Genomic DNA, 19,301 nt, shown 5'->3' with positions numbered 1-19,301 from the left:
TGGCGTGCCCTTGCGACCCGCCGTCACCCTCGCCCTGGCCATCCTCCCCCTCGCGGTTGGGGCCGAGGAGGGCGTTGATCTGGAGATGCTGACCAAGATCCGTGCCGAGGGCTTCCACCACTCGGCGGTGATGGAGACCGTGGCCCAACTCACGGACGTCATCGGGCCCCGCCTTACCAACTCCCCTCTGGCCCGCCGAGCCAACGAGTGGACGAGGCAACAGCTCGAAGCCTGGGGGCTCGTTCGGGCCCACCTCGAGAGCTGGGGGCCCTTCGGCCGGGGCTGGAGCCTCGAGCACTGCTCGGTCCACATGGTGGCGCCCAACACCGCTCCCCTGATCGCTCTGCCCAAGGCCTGGACACCCGGCACCGAGGGCGTCGTCCGGGGCAAAGCGCTCAGAGTCAAGCTCGAGTCGGAGGCCGACTTCGAGCAGTACCGGGGCCGGTTGGCGGGGCGGATCCTGTGGCTGGACAATGCCCGTGAGCTCAAGGGCGAGGAGAAGGTTGACGGGCGCTACTCCGAAAAGGACCTGGAGGAGTTGTCCCAGTACCAGGTTCCTAAGGACCGGGCGGCCGAGCGCGCGGCCATCCTCAAGCGGCGCCGCTTCCAGCGGTCCCTCAACCGCTTCCTGGCCGAGGAGAGGGCGCTGGCCACGGTGGAGCCGAGTGCGCGGGACGGCGGCACCCTGCGCGTGATGGGCGGGGGGGCCCGGCGGAAGGAAGATCCCCCGGGCGTGCCCGCCCTCGTCATGGCCGCGGCCCACTACAACCGCGTGGCCCGGCTGCTGGACCGGAAGATCGAGGTGGAGCTGGAGCTTGACGTGCGGACCACGTTCCACGACGACGACCCCCTCGGCTACAACACGATCGCGGAGATCCCGGGGACGGACAAGAGAGGGGAGGTGGTCATGCTGGGCGCCCACCTGGACTCCTGGCACGGGGGAACCGGGGCCACCGACAACGCGGTGGGAGTGGGCGTGGCCATGGAAGCGGTCCGCATCCTTAGGGTGCTGGAGGTCAATCCCAAGCGGACCATCCGGGTCGCGCTCTGGACGGGGGAGGAGCAGGGGCTGCTCGGGTCGCGGGAGTACGTGAGCCAGCACTTCGCCTCCCGGCCCGAGCCCAACGACCCCGAGCAGCGGGAGCTACCCTCTGCCCTTCGGTCGGACACGGGGCCCCTGACCATCAAACCCGAGCACGCTCGTCTCTCCGCCTACTTCAACCTGGACAACGGCACGGGGAAGATCCGCGGCCTCTACCTCCAGGAGAACGCGGCCGTCTTCCCCATTTTCGCGGCCTGGCTCAAGCCCCTGAACGACCTCGGCGCCACCACCCTCACCCTGCGCAATACGGAGTCCACCGACCACGTGCCCTTCGACGCCGTGGGATTGCCCGCCTTCCAGTTTATCCAAGACGATATCGAGTATCGGGCGGGCTCCGGCCCGCAGTTCTTCGGGACCCACCACACCAACATGGACGTCTTTGATCGCGCGCGTGGGGAGGATCTCATGCAGGCATCGGTCGTGATGGCCTCCATCGTCTACCACGCGGCCATGCGGCCGGAGATGATCCCGCGCAAGCCGCTCCCCCGCCCCTCCGCTCCCCCCGGGGGCGCCGCGGGTTCCCCCTGAGATGGCATGAACCTCTTCGTCTACGGGACGCTCATGGCCGCGGACGGGCTCCGCGCGGTCCTCGGGAATCGCGTGGAGACCCTTATTTTCAAGGTGGCGCGACTGACAGGATGGCGGCGGGTGTGGAATGTCCACCGCGACGAATGGGGAGGCGGGGTCTTGAACGTGGAGCATGCACCGGGAGCCACCGTGGTGGGCGTCCTCATCGAGGGTCTCAGCGGGGACGACCTCGCCCTCCTGGATCGCCAGGAATCGACCCACCTGCCCCGCGACTCGGTGTACGTGCAGCCGGAGGGAGGCGAGCCCGTGGCCGCCCAAATCTACTGGCGTCGTCGCGGCAACCACACCGGGCCGCCCTCGTCCCGCTACGAGGCGGTGGTGCAAGAGCGGGCGCGCCTGGCGGGCGCTGCCGTTCAGGAGAACCTGAGCACGGGATCCGTCGACCCCGCCGGCCAGCCCCGTCGGATTCCCATTAGCGCTCCGCCTCCCGAGGTATCCTTGGCCATGGCCGAGGAGCGCGTCCCCGCCATCAAGGTGCTCCTCCTGCCCAAGGACACCAACGCCCTGGGGACGATATTCGGGGGGGTCATCCTCTCCCACATTGACCTCGCTTCCGCGGTCGAGGCGCGCAAGGTGGCGGCCCGCCGGTACGTGACCAAGGCAATGCGGGAGGTGGAGTTCCACGAGCCCGTGTTTCTGGGGGACATCGTGAACTTCTTCACCAAGACCGTGAGCATCGGGCGCACTTCCCTCACGGTCAAGGTCTCGGTGGAAGCGGAGCGGTGGGGAGCCGGTCGCGGAGAGCGGGTAAAAGTCACGGAGGCCGAAGTCGTGCTCGTGGCCGTGGACGAGCACGGACGGCCGACCTCCATCCGGTAACGATGGGCACGACACCCTCTTCCCGCCGCACCCACAAGGTGGTCTGCCCCCACGATTGTCCCGATACCTGCGTGATGACGGTGACGCTGGAAGGCGATCGGGCGGTGGCCTTGGGCGGCGATACCGAGCATCGCTTCACGCGTGGCTTCCTGTGTGCCAAGGTCAACCCTTACCTGGACCGCGTCTACAGCCCCGACCGAATCCTCCATCCCTTGAAGCGGGTGGGGAAGAAGGGAGAGGGGAAGTTTCAACGCATCTCTTGGGACGAGGCCCTGGACACGATTACCGCCCGTTTCCACGGGATCATGGCCGCTCACGGGCCGCAGGCCATACTGCCCTATTCCTACGCGGGCAACATGGGGCTGCTGTCCTACGGGAGCATGGACCGGCGCTTTTTCCACGCCCTGGGGGCGAGCCTGCTCGCGCGCACGATCTGCTCGAGTGCGGGAGGGGCCGGGCTCAAGGCCACCCTCGGCAAGAGCATGGGTTTCGACCCCGAGGCCATCGTGGAGGCCCGCTTGGTCGTGGCCTGGGGGGCCAACATTGTCAGCTCCAACGTCCACCTCTGGCCACTAGTCGAGGAGGCCCGGCGGAGGGGGGCCCGGCTCATCACCATCGACCCCTACCGCTCAAAGACGGCGGAGAAGTCCGACCGGCACCTGGCCCTGCTCCCGGGGACGGACGCGGCTCTCGCCCTCGGCGTCATGCACATACTCTTCCGGGATGGCCTCGAGGACGTCGACTACTTGACCGCTCACACCGTGGGCGGGGAGCGGCTGCGGGAACGGGCCCGGGAGTGGACCCCGAGCCGGGTGGCGGAGACCACGGGCCTTCCCGTGGCCGAGGTCGAGTCCTTCGCGCGCGAGTTCGGCACCACGCGGCCGGCGGCCATCCGCGTGAACTACGGCTTGCAACGCCACGCGGGCGGAGGGATGGCGGTGCGCACCATCGCCTGCCTACCCGCGATCACGGGGGACTGGCGCCATGCGGGCGGGGGCGTGCTCCTCTCCACCTCCGGCACCTTTCCGGTGAGGGCGGAGGCCCTGGAGCGCCCGGATCTGATCCCGCCCGGCACGCGCACCCTCAACATGAGCCGGCTCGGGCACATTCTCGGGGACGCGTCCCTCGCGCCCCCCGTGAAGGCCTTGTTCGTCTACAACTCCAATCCGGCGGCGGTGGCGCCCGAGCAGGAGTCGGTGTGGGCGGGGCTCGCCCGGGAGGACCTCTTCACCGTCGTCCACGAGTTGTTCCGCACCGATACCGTGGACTTCGCAGACATCGTCCTTCCCGCCACCACTACCCTCGAGCACTACGACCTGCACAAGGCCTACGGCCACCTCTACCTGAGCCTCAGCCGGCCCGCCATCGCCCCCCTCGGCGAGTGCAAGCCCAACACCGAGGTCTTCCGCCTGCTCGCGGCCCGGATGGGGCTCGAGCACCCCTGCCTGCGCGAGACCGACGAGGAGATGGCCCGCCAGGCCCTCGACTGGACAGACTCGAAACTCGCCGGCATCACGTTCGAGCAGCTGGAGCGGGAGGGCTCCCTGCGCCTGCGGGTGGGGGACCCCTACACCCCCTTTGCGCAGGGAGGCTTTCCCACCCCCTCTGGAAAGTGCGAGCTCGTCTCCGCGTCCCTCGAGAAGGCGGGACTCGATCCCCTGGCCGGCTACACCCCCCCGCGGGAAAGCGCGGCCTCCGCGCCGGAGCGGGCCCGGAAGTATCCCTTGGCCTTCATCTCGCCTCCCGCCCACCACTTCCTGAACGCGACCTTCTCCGCCCAGCCCGCCTTTGTGCGGCGCGAGAGCCAGCCCTTTCTAACCCTTCACCCCCAGGACGCGGAGGTCCGCGGCATATGCGACGGGCAGGAGGTCCGGACCTTCAACGATCGTGGCTCCTTTCTGGCCACCGCCCGCGTCTCCCCGGCCGCGCGCCCCGGGGTGGTGGTGGGCCTCTCGATCTGGTGGCCGAAGATGTGCCCGGGGGGCCGCAACGCCAATGCCGTCACGGGTCAGGAGCTAACGGACTTGGGGGAGGGGGCCACCTTCTACGACGCGCTGGTGGAGGTGGCGCCCGCTTGAGGATCGCTGCCCGAAGGAGAATCCCCCGCCTCCTCTACGCCGCGTCCGAGACCGACGCCGACATCCTCTATCCCACCGGCTTCTTCGCCCCCGATCCTTTCCTGTTCATCGAGGTGGGGAGACGGCGGATCCTGGTCATGAGCGACCTGGAGATGGACCGGGCCCGGCGTCAAGCCACTGTGGACCGCGTGCTCTCCTGGTCGGCCATTGCCAAGCCCCTGGAGACGGGCACCAGGAAAGCGGGCCCCGCCGACGTCATCGTGGCCGCCCTGCGCCAGCTCGGGATCCGCCGCGTGCAGGTGCCGCGGGGCTTCTCCCTGGGACTGGCCATCGAGCTAGACGCACGCGGCATCCGCCTGGAGATGGGGCCCGACCCCTTCTGGCCGGAGCGCGAGGTCAAGAGCCCGCGCGAGGTGCGGGCCATCGAGGCCGCGCTGCGCGCGGCGGAGGCGGGGCTTCTGGCCGGGATCGCCGCCCTAAAGGCCTGTCGCATCCGGAGCGGCTACCTGCGGCGGGACGGCCGCTCTTTCACCGCCGAAGACCTGCGCGCGGCCGTCAACACCCGGATCATGGCCGAAGGCTGCGTCCCCTCCCACACCATCTGTGCTCCCGGGGACCAGGCGGTGGACCCGCACGAGGAAGGCCGGGGGCCGATTCGCGCCCACACCCCGATCGTCATGGACATCTTCCCCCGCTCCGAGAGCACGGGTTACTATGGCGACCTCACGCGCACAGTCGTGCGTGGCCGGGCCAGCCATCGCTTGCACGAGCTCTACGCGGTGGTCCACGAGGGCGTCCGCCTCGGCCACGGGTTGGTCAGGGACGGCGCCGAGGGCCTCGAGATCCACCGCCGGATCCAGGCCCTCTTCGACCGCCAGGGCTACCCCACGGGCGTGAAGGCGGGGCGCATGCAAGGCTTCTTTCACGGCACCGGCCACGGCCTGGGCCTGGAGATCCACGAAGCCCCCTCCATCGGGAAGCGGCGCTGCACCCTGCGCGCCGGCCACGTCGTGACCGTGGAGCCCGGCCTCTATTACATCGGCCTGGGCGGGGTGCGCCTAGAGGATGTGGCCCTGGTCACCCGCCAGGGCTCCCGCAACCTGACCCGCGTCCCCAAGCAGCTCGAGATCTGATGCCAGACCCGTCGCGAAAGGAGGAGCCGTGCTCACGACCCGGACCGGCGTGCTTGTTCTTTGTGCCTCTCTCATGACGTCCCGGGCGACCCTGGCCGCGAGTGCGACTCCCGTGCCTCTCGATGCGACCCAACTCGAGACCATGGCCGCCCGCTTCGCTCCCGTGGACATCGGAGCCGACCTGCGGGCCCTGCCTCCGAACGAGCGGCAGGCCCTGGCCCGGCTCATCGAGGCGGCCCGGATCGTCGACGGGCTCTTCCTGCGGCAGTCCTGGGCGGGAAATGAGTCCCTCCTCATGGAACTGCTCGGCGACGTTTCCCCCCGGGGCCGCGCACGCCTGCACTACTTTCTGATCAACAAGGGCCCCTGGTCGCGGCTCGACCTTGATGCCCCCTTCATCCCGGGGCTACCCGCCAAGCCGGGGGGCGCCAACTTCTATCCCGCGGGGGCGACCCGGGACGAGGTCGAGGCCTGGCACCGGACGCTCACGGAGGCAGCGCGGGCCCAGGCCACCGGCTTCTTCACCACCGTTCGGCGGGGGCCCGACGGGACGTTCATGACCGTGCCTTACAGCCTGGAGTACCAGGGCGAGCTGGCCCTCATGTCGGCCCTGCTCAAGGAGGCCGCCCAGCTCACCGTCCAGCCCACCCTCAAAACCTTCCTCTCCAAGCGGGCGGAGGCTCTTCTTAGTAACGACTACCGCGCCAGCGACGTGGCTTGGCTGGAACTGGACGCCAGCATCGAACCCACCATCGGGCCCTACGAGGTCTACGAGGACGAATGGTTCAACGCCAAGGCCGCATTCGAGGCCTTCATCACCGTGCGCGACGAGGCGGAGACCGCCAAGCTCAAGCGCTTCGCGGGTGAATTGCAATGGCTGGAGGACCACCTCCCGATCGACCCTGCCCTGCGCAACCCGAAATTGGGGGCCCTGGCCCCCATCCGGGTGGTGGACGTGATCTTCTCCGCGGGAGATGGCAACCGGGGCGTGCAGACCGCAGCCTACAACCTGCCTAACGACGAGCGGACGGTGGCCGAGAAGGGAAGCAAACGGGTGATGCTCAGGAACACCCAGGAGGCCAAGTTCCGGAAGGTGCTGGTTCCCGTCTCCCAGGTGGCCCTCGCCCCCGCCGACCACGCGAGCCTCTCCTTCGAGGCCTTCTTCACCCACATCCTGATGCACGAACTCATGCACGGCCTCGGCCCCCACAACATCACGGTGGGCGGCCGGGCCACCACCGTGCGCCAGGAGCTGAAGGACGCCTACAGCAGCCTGGAGGAGGCCAAGGCGGACATCTCCGGCCTCTGGGCCCTCCAGCAGCTCATCGATAAGGGCGTGATCGACAAGTCCATCGAGAAGGGGCTCTACACGACTTTCCTGGCCTCCGCCTTCCGCTCCATCCGCTTCGGTCTGAGCGAGGCCCACGGCAAGGGCATCGCCCTCCAGCTCAACTACCTCCTGGACCACGGTTCCTTCAAGGTGGCCGCGGACGGAACCTTCGGCGTCGATCCGGCGCGGATCAAGGAGGGTGTGACCGCTCTCACCCGCGAGATCATGACCCTCCAGGCCCGGGGGGACTCCGCGCTCGCCCGGGACATGCTGGCCCGCTTGGCGGTCGTACGCCCGCCGGTGCAGCAGGTGCTCGACCGTTTGCGGGCGGTGCCCGTGGACGTGGAGCCACGCTTCGTGACCGCGGAGGAGCTGACCCGGCGCTGAGACCGCGCGCCTAGAGTCCGTTTGCCTCCAGGAAACCCGTGACCTCGGTCCAATAGCCGGGGGCGAAAAACGCGCCCGCATGGGGAGCCCCCGGCGCCATCCAGAGCCGCTTGGGGCCGGGGTGGGCATCGAACACACGGCGCACGACCGCTTCCGGCATCCGCGGGTCTGCTCCATCCACGATCGCTAACAGGGGTGCCCGCACGAGGCGAGCCGCCGCCACCGCATCCACATCATCCGCCCGGAAGCCGGCGCGCCACTCCGCCACCCTGATGGAGAGGGGAATCAGCGGGATCCAGGGCGGCAGCCCGTACAGGAGCCATGCGTGGTGGGCGACGGAGGCACGGTAGGTGTCGAAAGGGGCCTCCGCAACCACGGCCCGCACGTCCGCCTCTTGAGCGGCCGCACGCAGGACCGCCACCGCGCCCATGGACACCCCGAAAAGCACGGTACCGGAACCGGCCCGGCCCCGCTCACGCAGCGCCCGCAAGCCCGCCCGCACGTCCTCCCGTTCCCGGCCCCCGAGCGTGGTCGTGTGCCCCTCGCTGCCCCCGTGCCCGCGGAGATCGAGGAGGAGAACGGTATGGCCGCGTCGCTGGAGTTTGGCGGCGAGGCCCTCGTAGCTCTCCAGGCTGTCCCCCAGGCCGTGGGCGACGAGCACCGCGGCCCGGTCCCCGCGGCCTTCGATCAGCCAACCCCTAAGACGCAGGCCCTCCGACCGAAGCGCGATCTCCTCGTAAGCGGAGGGCGGGCGGGATGTGGGCTGGCGGATGGTGCCGACCAAGACCTGGGAGCAGGCGGCGGGGAGGCCCAGGCCGAGGGCGCCTCCGTACAGGGCTAGCCGAGCCCAGAGGCGTCCCCGCCGCGTGGTGAAGAAGGGCCTCATGGGGTCATCATCGCCCCGTTCGACGCGCCCCGGAAGCGCAGCGGGCGCCCTTGACCCCCCCCGAGTCGCAGCGTACTGTTCGGAGCGGAGAGGGCTCGATCCGTGGCGCTTGCCGGGCTGCTGCTTCTTCTGGTCGCGGTCGGCTCCCTCGGAGCCGCGGGGTGGAGTCTCTCGCGCCGACGGAGCGCGGAGGCCCGAGTCCGGGAACTGGCCAACCTCCTCGAGGAGAGGGAGCACCAAGCCGAGGCGCTCCGGGAGAGCGAGGGGCGCTATCGCCAGATCGTAGAGTCGGCGGACGACATCATCTACGTAACCGACGAGAAGGGCCGCTTTGTCTACGCCAACCCCGCCACCCAGCGCGCGGCGGGCCTTCCCGAGGGCCAGCTCCTGGGCCTGCATTTCCGGGAGCTGGTGCGGCCGGATTACCGGGAGGTGGCGGAGCGCTTCTACGGGGACCAGTTCGCGCAACGAATTCCCAACACCTATTGCGAGTTCCCGGCCCTGTTCCGGGACGGGGACGAGGTCTGGATCGGCCAACACGTCCAACTCGTGATGGAGGGGGAGCGGATCCTCGGCTTCCAGGCCCTGGCCCGCGAGATCACGGAGCGCAAGCGCGCCGAGCAGGCGGTGGAGCGCGAACGCGAGCAGCTGCGCCAAATCGTGACCCACGCCCCCGTGGCCATGGCCCTGCTGGACCGTGATCGTCGCTACATCGCCCACAGCGCGGAATGGGTCAGGTACCTAGGCGTGGGGGAGGACTCCGTGGTGGGACACGAGTTCCACAAGGCTTCCCCCCGCCTACCCGAGAAGTACGGGGCCGTCTTGGCCCGCGCTCTCGCGGGGGAGATCGTCTCCGACCCCGAGGACGCCATCGAGCGCGAGGACGGGACGCGGGTGTACATGCGCTGGACCGCCCACCCTTGGCGGGGGCCCCAGGGCTCGGTGGACGGGGTGGTGATGGTGGCTCAGAACGTGGACCTGCTCGTCCGGGCCCGCCAAGCCGCCCTCGAGGCTTCGCGCCTCAAGTCCGAGTTCGTGGCCAACATGAGCCACGAGATCCGGACCCCCATGAACGGCGTCATCGGCATGACGCGCCTTCTCCTGGACACCGATCTCGATCCCGAGCAACGCGAGTACGCCGAGATCATCGACAGCTCGGGGCGCGCCCTCCTCGAGATCATCAACGACATCCTGGACTTCTCGAAGATCGAAGCCGGTCGCCTGGACCTCGAGGTCGTGAACTTCGACCTCCGGCAGGCGGTGCGGGAGGTGTTGAGCACCTTCAAGGAGTCGGCGCACGCTAAAGGCCTCGAACTGCTCTGCCTCATTCACCACGGGGTGCCGGGGGCCTTGCGCGGCGACCCCGGCCGGCTGCGCCAAGTCCTGGCCAACCTCGTGGGCAACGCCATCAAGTTCACCGAGCAAGGAGAGGTGGTGCTGCGCGCGAGTCTGGCCGAAGCCGCCACCGAGACCGCCCTCGTCCGCTTCGAGATCACCGACACCGGGATCGGCATCGCGGCCGAGGCCCAGGGACGGCTCTTCAAGGCCTTCGCGCAGGCCGACGGCTCCACCACCCGGAAATACGGGGGGACCGGACTGGGCCTGGCCATCTCCAAACGCCTGGTCGGTCTCATGGGGGGCGAGGTCGGCGTGCAGAGCACGCCCGGCAAGGGGAGCCGCTTCTTCTTCACCGCCCGCCTGGAGAGACAAGCCGTCGAGGAGCCGGCCGCGCCCGTTCCCCCCCAGAGGCTGGCCGGCACCCGCGTCCTCATCGTGGACGACAACGCCACCAACCGCCAGATCCTTCGCCAGCAGCTCGCCTACTGGGGGATGCGCGTCGCCAGCATGGAAGATGGCCCCAAGGCCTTGGCCGCGCTGCGGGCCGCCGCCTCCGTGGGCTCGCGTTACGACCTCGCCGTCCTCGACATGAAGATGCCGGGCATGGACGGGCTGGCCCTGGCGCGCCTCATCAAGGAGGACCCGGCCCTGAAGGATCTCAAGCTGATCCTGCTTACTTCCTTCGGAACCAAGGGCCAAGGCGCGGAGGCCAAACAGGCGGGCGTCTCCGGCTACCTCACCAAGCCCGTGGACGAGGCCGACCTCCATGACTGCCTGGGTCAGGTTCTCTTCGGGGCCGCGACAAAGGAGCGCCCCTCCCTGGTCACCCGCCACAGCCTGCGGGAATCACGGCCCCCCTCCGCGGCCCGCGTGCTGGTGGCGGAGGACAACGAGGTGAACCAGAAGGTCGCCGTGCGCATCCTGGAGAAGCTGGGCTACCGGGTGGACGTGGCGGACAGCGGTCGGGAGGCGGTGGAGGCTTGCCTGAAGACGCCCTACGCCGCCCTCCTCATGGACTGCCAAATGCCGGAGATGGACGGCTTCCAGGCCACCGCCCGCATCCGAGAGCGGCAGGGCGCGGGGCCCCGCACGCCTATCATCGCCATGACCGCGAGCGCCATGAAGGGAGACCGGGAGAGATGCCTGGCCGCGGGGATGGACGACTACGTGAGCAAGCCGGTGGACCCGGAGGCGCTGGCCGCCATCCTCCAGCGCTGGGTAGCGCGCGAGGGCGTGCCCGCGGGGGCTCAGGAGGAGCCAGTCGCGGATGCCCCGCGTTCGGTGGCCCCGGTGGACGAGGCCGTGCTCGCCACCCTCTGGGCCATCGACGGCGACGGATCGCTCCTGCGCGAGGTGATCGACACTTTCCTCCGCATCGCGCCCCTGCGGTTGGCGGGCTTGCGCAAGGCCGGCCAGAAGGGCGACGCCCCCTCCCTGGAGCGGCTGGCCCACAGCTTCCTCGGGAGCTGCGGCAACCTGGGGGCTCGGCAGATGGCGGCCCTCTGCGGTCGCCTCGAGGACCTGGGCCGGTCGGGGGCCGCCGCCGGGGCCCCCCCCTTGGTCACGGCCTTGGAGTCGGAGTACGCGGTGGTGCGGCAGGCCCTGGAGGACGAGAAGACTCGGATGGGGCGGCGCGGGCCCCTGGCTCGTCCCACCCCCGCCGAGCCTCCGCGGCCCGGCTCCTGATGGTCGATCGCTCCATCACTCCCCGGCAGGCCTACCTCGCCCTCGCCCTCCTGTTCGGGGTCAACTTCCTCAACTACATCGACCGCTACGTGATCGCGGCCGTGGCCCCCCTGATCCAAACGGAGTTCTCCCTCCGCGACACCCAGCTCGGCCTGATCGGCTCCATGTTCATGGTGGCCTACATCGTGGCCTCGCCGTTCACGGGCGTCATCGGCGATCGCTGGCCCCGCCGCTTCCTGGTGGGACTGGGGGTGCTCGTCTGGAGCCTGGCCACGGTGCTCTCCGGGCTGGCCACCAGCTACCACCATTTGCTGCTGGCCCGCTCGGTGATCGGAGTCGGGGAGGCCGGCTTCGGCGTGGTGTCGCCAACCCTCATCAGCGACCTTTTCCCCCGGGAGAGGCGCGGCCGCATGCTGTCTTTCTTCTACGTGGCCATCCCGGTGGGGAGCGCCCTGGGCTTCCTCTTGGGCGGATACGCCGGGCAGCACTATGGCTGGCGGGCCGCCTTCTTCATCGCGGGGACTCCGGGCCTGATCCTCGGTCTGCTCGCCTTCAGGATGCGCGAGCCCCCGCGGGGGGCGGGAGACGGTGCCCGCGAGGAGCAGGACCATCGCTTCGAGTGGGGCGCGGCCCTGGGCCTTCTCCGAAACCGCTCGTTCGTCTACACCACCCTGGGCATGGCCGCCATGACCTTCGCCCTCGGGGGAATGGCCTACTGGATGCCCACCTTCTTCGCCCGCGCTCGCCACTTGCCCCTCTCCGAGGCCACCGCCCTTTTCGGGGGGATCACGGTTGCGGCCGGCCTTCTGGGCACGTTCCTGGGGGGCTGGTTGGGGGACTTCCTGCTGCCGCGCACCGACAAAGCCTACTTGTTGGTCTCGGGGGTCGGAATGCTCTTGGCCGTGCCCGCCACCTATGTTGGGCTCACCGCCGGTGACCGCGGGGTCTACCTATCCGCCATCTTCCTGGCCGAGGTGCTGGTCTTCCTCAACACCGGCCCCGCCAACGCGGTGCTCGTGAGCGTAGTCTTGCCCGAGATTCGGGCCAGCGCGATCGCCCTTTCCATTTTCGCCTTTCATCTGCTGGGGGACGTGCCTTCCCCCATCCTCATCGGGAAGGTCTCGGACCGGACAGGGAGCCTGGAGACGGCCCTCCTTCTGACTTCGGTGGCCATGGCGGTCTCCGGCGTCCTGTACCTCGCGGGCGCGCGCACGCTCGGCCGGGACACGGAGCAGGTGCTGCTGACGGTGCGCGCGCGGGAGAGACATGCAACGGGCGCTGAAAACCCTGCTTGAGGCCCTCTTCCGGGTCCTCTTCACCTACGAATGCCGGGGGGTGGAGAACGTGCCCGTCCGAGGCCCCGCGGTGGTGGCCGCCAATCATCCCTCCTATCTTGACCCCGTGCTCCTGTCCCTGGAGGTGCCGCGGCCCATCCGCTTCATGGCCTGGGAGGCCCTCTTCAAGGTGCCGCTCCTGGGGGCGCTGATCCGCGCTTTCGGGGCCTTTCCGGTCGACGTGCGCCAGGGGCAAGGCCGGGCCGCCTACGAGAAAGCGAAAGCCCTCGTGGAGTCGGGGGAAGTGGTGGGTCTGTTTCCCGAGGGTAAGCGCTCGCGCACGGGCTGGATGGAGCCGTCGCTCCGGGAGGGCGCGGCCCGCCTGGCCCGGGAGACGGGAGCACCCTTGATACCCGCCAGCATCGCGGGCGCCTATCGGGCTTGGCCCCATTTCCGGTCCCTGCCCAAGCCCGCCCGCATCCGCGTGCGCTTCCACCCGCCCATCGATCCCCGCGCCTACCAGGGCCTGCCCGAGGAGGGTGCCATTTCCGCCCTGCTCGCCGAACTGCGCCGACGGGTCGAGCGCTCGCTGTTGCCCGGGGTGAAGGCCGACCTCCGGATGAACGTCCTCTACCGGTCGCCCGCTCCCTGGCCCCGGCCGCACGAGTCGTTGCCCGCGCTGGCCCTGGCTCTGCTCGTCTTCTGGAAGTCCCGGTCGTTTCTCGCCGTGGCCCCCGCCTACGCCTACATCCTTTACCTCCTCCTCGACCAATGGCTGATCCCGCAGGGACGACTCGTCAAGTGGATACGCAACGCCTCGCCCGTCGTTTTCCTGCTCCTCTACGGCGGGGCCTCCCTGCCGACCCTCGGTCTGCCCCGCGTGCCGGCGGGGGAGGCCCTTCTGGCCGTGATGGCGGGGGCGCTATTCCCCTACCTTTACGAGCGCGGGCGCACGGCCCTGGCTTTCCTCCAGGGCCTGGTATTGACCCTCGTTTTCGAGCTGGGCGCCCTCTATTACTGGCGCACCGGACTCGGGCCCCATGTGGCCTTGCCCATCTTCGCCGCCGCCTACGCCTGGGAAAGGCGCACCGTCTTTTGGCGGTACGCGACCCCCATCCTGGTCATTTACGCAGTGACCGTCGGCCGCGGGCTGGGGGGCGGCATCGAGCTGCTGCCCCACGCGCTCGCCGCGCTCGTCGCTTGGATGGTCGTGCGCTTCCTGCCCACCCGCTCCGCCCGCACCGCGCGCACGCAACCCCCCTCTACGCTGGAGTTGGGGCTGCGCTAGAGCTCGCTCTTAACCCAAGGCACGGCCGGAGCGGCCTTCAAGAAGCCTCTACCGACACGAGAAGCCCGATCGTTGACACCCCGCCCCCCCCGCCTTAGTCTCCTCAGCGAGGAGACTGGAGTGAGGATGGCGCTGAGTTTCGGCCAGACGAGGGGGGACGACGTCGTCGCTCTGATCGCCAAGAAGAACTACTCGAAGGCGATCGAAGTCCTTCGCGCCCAACTCCAGGGCCAGCACGCCGACCCACGCCTCCGCCTCCAGCTCGCCGACGTGCTGGTCTTGGCCGGCAAGGGTCGCGACGCCGTGGTCCACCTGACCGCCCTCGCCGATGAGTTCGCGCGCGAGGGGTTCGCGGCCAAAGCCATCTCCGTCCTCAAGAAGATCCAGAAGATCGACCCCGGACAGCGGGACGTGGATGTGAAGATCGCCGCCCTCATCCAGGAAAAGCAGCGCAATGCCACCGTGCTCCCCCCCGCGGGCTTCGAGATCGGCATGGAGGAGATCGGTTTCGAGCCGCCCCCTCGGGAGAGTGCGGTCGCGGTGCCCGAAGAACCGCTCTCGGCTCCGAGCGTGGGCGAGCCCCGGATGGCCCCCGAGGCCGAGGAGCCCCCCGCCCCTAGCCCCGAGCCAGAAGACGTGCCCGAGATAGCACTCGAGCCGGAGGCCCTCGAGGCCGAGCCCATCCTGGCCGAGCCCGCCTCCCTCGATCTCGTCCCTCTGGAGGCCCCCGCTCCATCCGCCCCGAGTTCGGTGGTCGACAACGACCTGCTATTCGCAGACGGGGTTGAGGAGGTGGAGCCGCTGACCGAACCCGAGCCCGCCTCTCCGGATCCCATGTCGGACAGCCACTTTGCCGAGGAGGTGCTGTCCCTCATCGACAGCGTGTTCCCCTCGGGGGAAGGGGCCGCGGCCGGCCCCGCGGGAGAGGCCCCGGCCACGGGCAGCCAGATTGTGGTGAGTCCGCTCTTCAAGGACTTCTCCGTGGACGAGATGGTGGCCGTCATCCAGGGACTGAAGCTGCTCACCTTCAAGCGGGGGGACGTGATCCTTCGGGAGGGAGAGCCCGGTGAGAGCCTCTACATGCTCACCTCGGGCATGGTCCGCGCTTTCCGGAAGGACGCCGCCGGCCTTCAGGTCAAGCTGGGCGACCTGAACGAGGGGGTCTTTTTCGGAGAGGTCTCGATCTTGACCGGCAAACCCCGCTCCGCCACCATCGCCGCCCTCACCCGCTGCGAGCTACTGGAGCTGGACCGGCCCACCCTGGACTCGATCACCGCCACGCACCCCCACGTCTGGGACGTCTTGCAGGAGTTCGCCGACCGGCGGACGCCCCGCGGCTGAGTGGGCGCGCCGCCTCATGCCTTGAGGTAGGGGAGCATCTTCTTGAAGGCCTCGCCGTCGCTGCGGCCCAGCAGCTCGTAGATCGCCATCTCCGCGCTGGAGAGAAGGGCCCCCGCGCGCTCCATCCGCGAAAGGCCCACGCGGGAGTTCTCGTCCGTGCGCGAGCCCACGGCGTCGCTCGCCAGGTGGACTTCATAGCCCTTATCGAGCGCGCCCAGCACCGTCTGGGCCACGCAGATGTGGCTCTCCACTCCCCCCAGAAGGAGCTGGTCGCGGCCAGAGAGCGCGGAGAGGCGGGAGAGGAACGGCTCGCTCTGGAAGCACCCAAAGGAAACCTTATCGAGCGGCTCCAGGCCCCCCGCCCCTTCCCGTACCTCGGGCACGATTTCGCCCAGCCCCTTCCGGTACTGGGTGGTGAGGACCACAGGCAGATCGAGGATCCGCGCCAGCCGGAGGAGGAGAACGCTGTTTCTCACGATCCGCTCCCGGCCCACGATGGCGGGCAGGAGCCGCTCTTGTAGGTCCACGAGCACGAGCACGGCGCGGTCGGGGCGCAGAACGTTCATGACCGGCTCTCTTTCTCCGGGCGAGAGGACGCGGTCCAGGGTCGGCCACCGGCCCAGGAACCGACCGCCTCCTGGAGGGCCTCCAGGTGCCCGGTGAAGAAGTGGTCGCTCTTCGGAACCACGATGAGGGAGCGGGGCGGGGGCAAGCGCTCCACGAGCCGCCTCAGCTGATCCGCGGGGCCGAACTCGTCGGCCTCCCCCTGGACGAAGAGCCGGGGCTTGGGGCAGACCTCGAGGAACGAAGTGTCCCCGACCCGGGAGAGCGGGAAGCCCAGAGCGAAGAGAGCGCGCGCGCGGGCGTCCCTTACCCCCACCCGCAGGGCCATCTCGGAACCGAAGGAGAAGCCGCCGAGGACGAGGGGCAGGCCGGGGAAGCGGCGCTCGCTCTCGTCGAGCGCAGCGCGCACGTCGTCCTGCTCACCCCGGCCGTGGTCGTGGGTACCCTCGCTCCGCCCCACCCCCCGGAAGTTGAAGCGCAGGGCGGCCAAGCCCTCCTGCTGGAGCGCCTTGGCGATGCGGAAGACCACCTTGTAATGCATGATCCCGCCGAACTCGGGATGGGCATGGCACACCACCGCGGCCGCGAGGGGGGCCTCGTCCGGCCACATGAGGATGGCCTCTAGCCGACCCGCGGGGCCGGCAAAGTCGAAGGTCTGGTTCTGGGCCACGGGTGGATTCTAACCGGCGGGGAAGCCGGCCGCGTCAGGGAGAAGGCGGGCCCGGCGTCTTTTCCTCCAGGATCCGGCTCACCGCGGGCAAGAAGGCCTCCGCCAGCCGGGAGATGCCCTCCGGGGTCAGGTGGCAGATGTCGGTGAAGAGCAGGGGCTCGCGGAGCAGGCGGTGCACGAGCACGTGCGCCATGTGATGTTCGTAGACGAAGAGCTCGAACAAGTCGTTGTAGCGGGCGATGAGGGCCGCGTATTCGCGGTAGTCGTGCAGGGGCAGGTGGGTCGTCCAGAAGTCCAGGTTGACGTCCAGGTAGCGCCGGAAGCTCGGGGGGGCCGCCTGGTAGTCGGGCGCGGCAAAGGAGGCCACTAGGTAGCGCACCCCGTGCTCTCGGCAGAGCTCTCCCATGGTGCGGAAGTTAACGAGGGTTTCCTGGAAGAAGGGATCGAAATCGCGGGGGGGGAGGGGGAGCAACCGTTCCAAAAGGAGACTGCGCTGCTGGGTGAGCCGCCAAGGGTGGCTCGCCGCGTAGCGGGGGAGGTGGTGCCAGGCGAGATCGTTGATGGCGCCGTAGTCGACGATGAGGTCGGGCTCGAAGCCAAACAGCTTCTCGCGCCGCTCGAGCCAATAGTCGGAGGTGGTTCCGCTGATCCCGAAGTTGAGCACCTCGAGGGAGAGGTGGGGGTGGTGTTGCCTTAGCCCGCGCTCGAGGATGGCCGGGTAGGTCTCGTCGTTCGTCCGGCCTCCCACCGTGGTGGAGCCACCCAGGCAGATCACGCGCAAGGTGCCCGGGGATTTCTTGGCCGTGAACTCGCGCGTGCGGAAGCCCAGGCTGTTGATCTGGACGCTGTAGCTCTCGCCGCCGACGGTGAGGTCGAGGCGGGCGTTGGGTTTGTACTCCTCCCAGACCCGCCCGTGCTTCCAGAGTGGCCGGGCGGCGGCTTGTCGCTCCCAGGAGTGGCTGTAGAGGCTGCGCGAGAGATACTCCGCGGCGTCCCGCTCCGCCATCCGTCTCTCCCCGCGGAGGATCACCTCGCCTCCCAGCCCCGCGATCAGGAGCAGGATGAGGGCGACGTAGAGGACCTTGAGGCCCCACCAACCCCAGCGCGGCATGGGCCGAGATAGTGGCACAGCCCCGCGCGCGAGGGAAGACACCCGTCTCGGCTTTGCGCGCTCAGGCTACGCTGCGGGCGGGCGGGCCCAGCCCGGCGGCGGCGCGGGCGGCGAGCTGGGCCGCCCGCGGCGGGGGCGTGCCCCGGTTCGCCTCTTTCACGACCCGGACCGCGCCCAGCGAGCGGGCCTTGCCCACCGTGGCCTGGAGAAGGGCCCGCTCCACGCCTTTTTGCGCGCCCCCGGCCAGCGCGAACTCGTCCAGGCAAGCGAGCAGGCCGCCCAGGCCGAGCTGATAGCGGAGGGACAGGGTGGCCACGCCCACGATCTTGCCGTCCACCTCGGCCACGCGAACGAGGAAATGAGGGTTGCCGAGCGTCTTGCGGAAGGTCTGGGCGAAGGAAATGGGCTCGGGGTAGTAGCCGACGTCCTCAAGCAGAGCGAGGACGGCCACGCCGTCGGTCAGCGACGCTGGTCTCACATTCACGCCCATGATCCCTCCTGTCCTTGTGCCTCCGCGGCCACGACCGTGTGTCCCTCGGGCCACTGGAGGCGGCCTGAAGCGTCGGAATCCACTGCCGGCCGGGGCGCTTCGAAGAGTGCGCGTGTCCCCTGACGAGGCATGGAAGCGGATCTGCAAGACGGGGGCCAGGCCCGCTCGACTCGTGGGTCGTTCGAAGACCGCCCACCCGGGGACAGGGAGCGGGCGCCCCGGGAGCGCCCATCCCGGTCCACCCGAGAGGCGTTCCTTCCGGCGGGGAGCGGAGCTAAGATCGGGTGGTCGGCGATTGGCAGGAGGTCAAGTGAGGGTGTTCCTGACGGGGGCCACGGGTTACATCGGCGGCGCGGCGGCGCTGGCCTTCCGCCGCGCGGGGCACGAGGTCTGGGGTCTCTGCCGCTCCCCGGAGAAGATGGCCGCGCTCGCCCGCCGGGAGATCCATCCCGTGCTCGGCGACCTCGGTCGGCCCCAGAGCTACGCGGGGGTTGCCGCCGACTGCTCCGTGCTGGTCCATGCCGCGGCCGACATCCAGGCCGGCATGGTGGGACCGGACCGAGCCGCGCTGGACGCGTTCCTGGCCGCGGCCCGGACGGGGCCACAGCCCAAGACCCTCGTGTACACGAGCGGCGTCTGGGTCCACGGAAACACCGGCGCCCCCCCGGCCGACGAGACGACGCCCCTCAAGCCGGCGCGGGCGGTGGCCTGGCGTCCCGCCCACGAGCAGCTCGTGCTGCAGGCGGCGGGCGCGCGGGGCCTGGTGCTGCGGCCAGGATGCGTGTATGGCCGGCAAGGGGGCCTGACCGGCAACTGGTTCGCGGGGGCCCAACAGGACAAGGTAGTGCGGGTGATCGGGGACGGCCGAAACCGCTGGGCGATGGTGCACGTCGACGATCTGGCCGACGGCTACGTGCGCGCCGCGGAGAGCGATCTCGCGGGGGAGGTATTCAACGTCACCGACCGCTCGCGCAGCACGGTGGGGGAGATGGCGGCCGCGGTGGCCGCCGCCGCCGGGATCACGGCCCCCCTGGAGTATGTGCCGCTGGAGGCGGCGGCGCGGAAGATGGGGGACTTCGCGGAGGCGCTGACCCTGGACCAACACGTGGACTCCCGCAAAGCCGTGCGCCGGCTGGGCTGGCAGCCGCGGCACGGCGGCTTCCTGGACGGCGTCGCCACGTACTTCGAGGCTTGGAAGGCGCATCAGCCGACCTGA

At 69.6% G+C, this 19,301-nt stretch carries 15 protein-coding genes; 10 read left to right on the top strand and 5 right to left on the bottom strand.

All coding sequences use genetic code 11. The annotated features are described in order from the left end of the window. Positions 1-4: 4 nt before the first annotated feature. From VN461_17010 to VN461_16990, 5 genes are all read left to right on the top strand, one after another. Positions 5-1,630 (top strand): M28 family peptidase, encoded by a 1,626-nt coding sequence (locus VN461_17010; protein HXB56476.1) that lies wholly within the window; start codon positions 5-7, stop codon positions 1,628-1,630. A 6-nt stretch (positions 1,631-1,636) separates the two neighbouring features. Next, a complete protein-coding gene (locus VN461_17005) occupies positions 1,637-2,509 on the top strand; it encodes a hotdog domain-containing protein (GenBank protein ID HXB56475.1) in 873 nt (290 codons plus the stop codon). 2 nt (positions 2,510-2,511) lie between these two features. Beyond that, positions 2,512-4,587: a molybdopterin oxidoreductase family protein gene (locus VN461_17000; GenBank protein ID HXB56474.1), complete on the top strand. Its 2,076-nt coding sequence runs from the start codon at positions 2,512-2,514 to the stop codon at positions 4,585-4,587. Next, positions 4,584-5,720 (top strand): Xaa-Pro peptidase family protein, encoded by a 1,137-nt coding sequence (locus VN461_16995; protein ID HXB56473.1) that lies wholly within the window; start codon positions 4,584-4,586, stop codon positions 5,718-5,720. The genes VN461_17000 and VN461_16995 overlap by 4 nt, the downstream gene beginning before the upstream one ends. A gap of 73 nt (positions 5,721-5,793) precedes the next feature. Further along, a complete protein-coding gene (locus VN461_16990; protein ID HXB56472.1) occupies positions 5,794-7,437 on the top strand; it encodes a hypothetical protein in 1,644 nt (547 codons plus the stop codon). A gap of 10 nt (positions 7,438-7,447) precedes the next feature. On the opposite strand, the gene VN461_16985 is transcribed toward VN461_16990, so the two are convergent. Then, positions 7,448-8,323, bottom strand: coding sequence for an alpha/beta fold hydrolase (locus VN461_16985; protein HXB56471.1), 876 nt, complete (start codon positions 8,321-8,323; stop codon positions 7,448-7,450). 102 nt (positions 8,324-8,425) lie between these two features. On the opposite strand from VN461_16985, the gene VN461_16980 reads away from it, so the two are divergent. The 4 genes from VN461_16980 to VN461_16965 all read left to right on the top strand — a co-directional run bounded on the left by VN461_16980 (position 8,426) and on the right by VN461_16965 (position 15,250). Next, the gene (locus VN461_16980; protein HXB56470.1) at positions 8,426-11,347 is read left to right on the top strand and encodes a response regulator; all 2,922 of its coding nucleotides are present in this window, start codon (positions 8,426-8,428) and stop codon (positions 11,345-11,347) included. Then, the gene (locus VN461_16975; GenBank protein ID HXB56469.1) at positions 11,347-12,642 is read left to right on the top strand and encodes an MFS transporter; all 1,296 of its coding nucleotides are present in this window, start codon (positions 11,347-11,349) and stop codon (positions 12,640-12,642) included. The genes VN461_16980 and VN461_16975 overlap by 1 nt, the downstream gene beginning before the upstream one ends. Further along, a complete protein-coding gene (locus VN461_16970; GenBank protein ID HXB56468.1) occupies positions 12,614-13,909 on the top strand; it encodes a lysophospholipid acyltransferase family protein in 1,296 nt (431 codons plus the stop codon). The genes VN461_16975 and VN461_16970 overlap by 29 nt, the downstream gene beginning before the upstream one ends. A gap of 126 nt (positions 13,910-14,035) precedes the next feature. Continuing rightward, positions 14,036-15,250, top strand: a complete 1,215-nt coding sequence (locus VN461_16965) for a cyclic nucleotide-binding domain-containing protein (protein HXB56467.1) — start codon at positions 14,036-14,038, stop codon at positions 15,248-15,250. Between the two features lie 14 nt (positions 15,251-15,264). Here VN461_16965 and VN461_16960 read toward each other — a convergent pair whose 3' ends face one another. From VN461_16960 to VN461_16945, 4 genes are all read right to left on the bottom strand, one after another. Further along, positions 15,265-15,816, bottom strand: a complete 552-nt coding sequence (locus tag VN461_16960; protein HXB56466.1) for a hydrolase — start codon at positions 15,814-15,816, stop codon at positions 15,265-15,267. Beyond that, positions 15,813-16,484 (bottom strand): alpha/beta fold hydrolase, encoded by a 672-nt coding sequence (locus VN461_16955; protein HXB56465.1) that lies wholly within the window; start codon positions 16,482-16,484, stop codon positions 15,813-15,815. Before VN461_16955 ends, VN461_16960 begins: the two co-directional genes overlap by 4 nt. Before the next feature lie 34 nt (positions 16,485-16,518). Further along, the gene (locus tag VN461_16950; GenBank protein ID HXB56464.1) at positions 16,519-17,595 is read right to left on the bottom strand and encodes an SGNH/GDSL hydrolase family protein; all 1,077 of its coding nucleotides are present in this window, start codon (positions 17,593-17,595) and stop codon (positions 16,519-16,521) included. Positions 17,596-17,656: 61 nt separating this feature from the next. Continuing rightward, complete coding sequence (locus VN461_16945) at positions 17,657-18,085, bottom strand: GNAT family N-acetyltransferase (protein HXB56463.1); 429 nt, start codon at positions 18,083-18,085, stop codon at positions 17,657-17,659. A 310-nt stretch (positions 18,086-18,395) separates the two neighbouring features. On the opposite strand from VN461_16945, the gene VN461_16940 reads away from it, so the two are divergent. Next, the gene (locus VN461_16940) at positions 18,396-19,301 is read left to right on the top strand and encodes an NAD-dependent epimerase/dehydratase family protein (protein HXB56462.1); all 906 of its coding nucleotides are present in this window, start codon (positions 18,396-18,398) and stop codon (positions 19,299-19,301) included.

The organism is Vicinamibacteria bacterium (genome assembly GCA_035570235.1).
Taxonomy (GTDB): domain Bacteria; phylum Acidobacteriota; class Vicinamibacteria; order Fen-336; family Fen-336; genus DATMML01.
The sequence above is the reverse complement of the archived record's forward strand: the minus strand, read 5'-3'. Positions and strand labels throughout refer to the sequence as shown.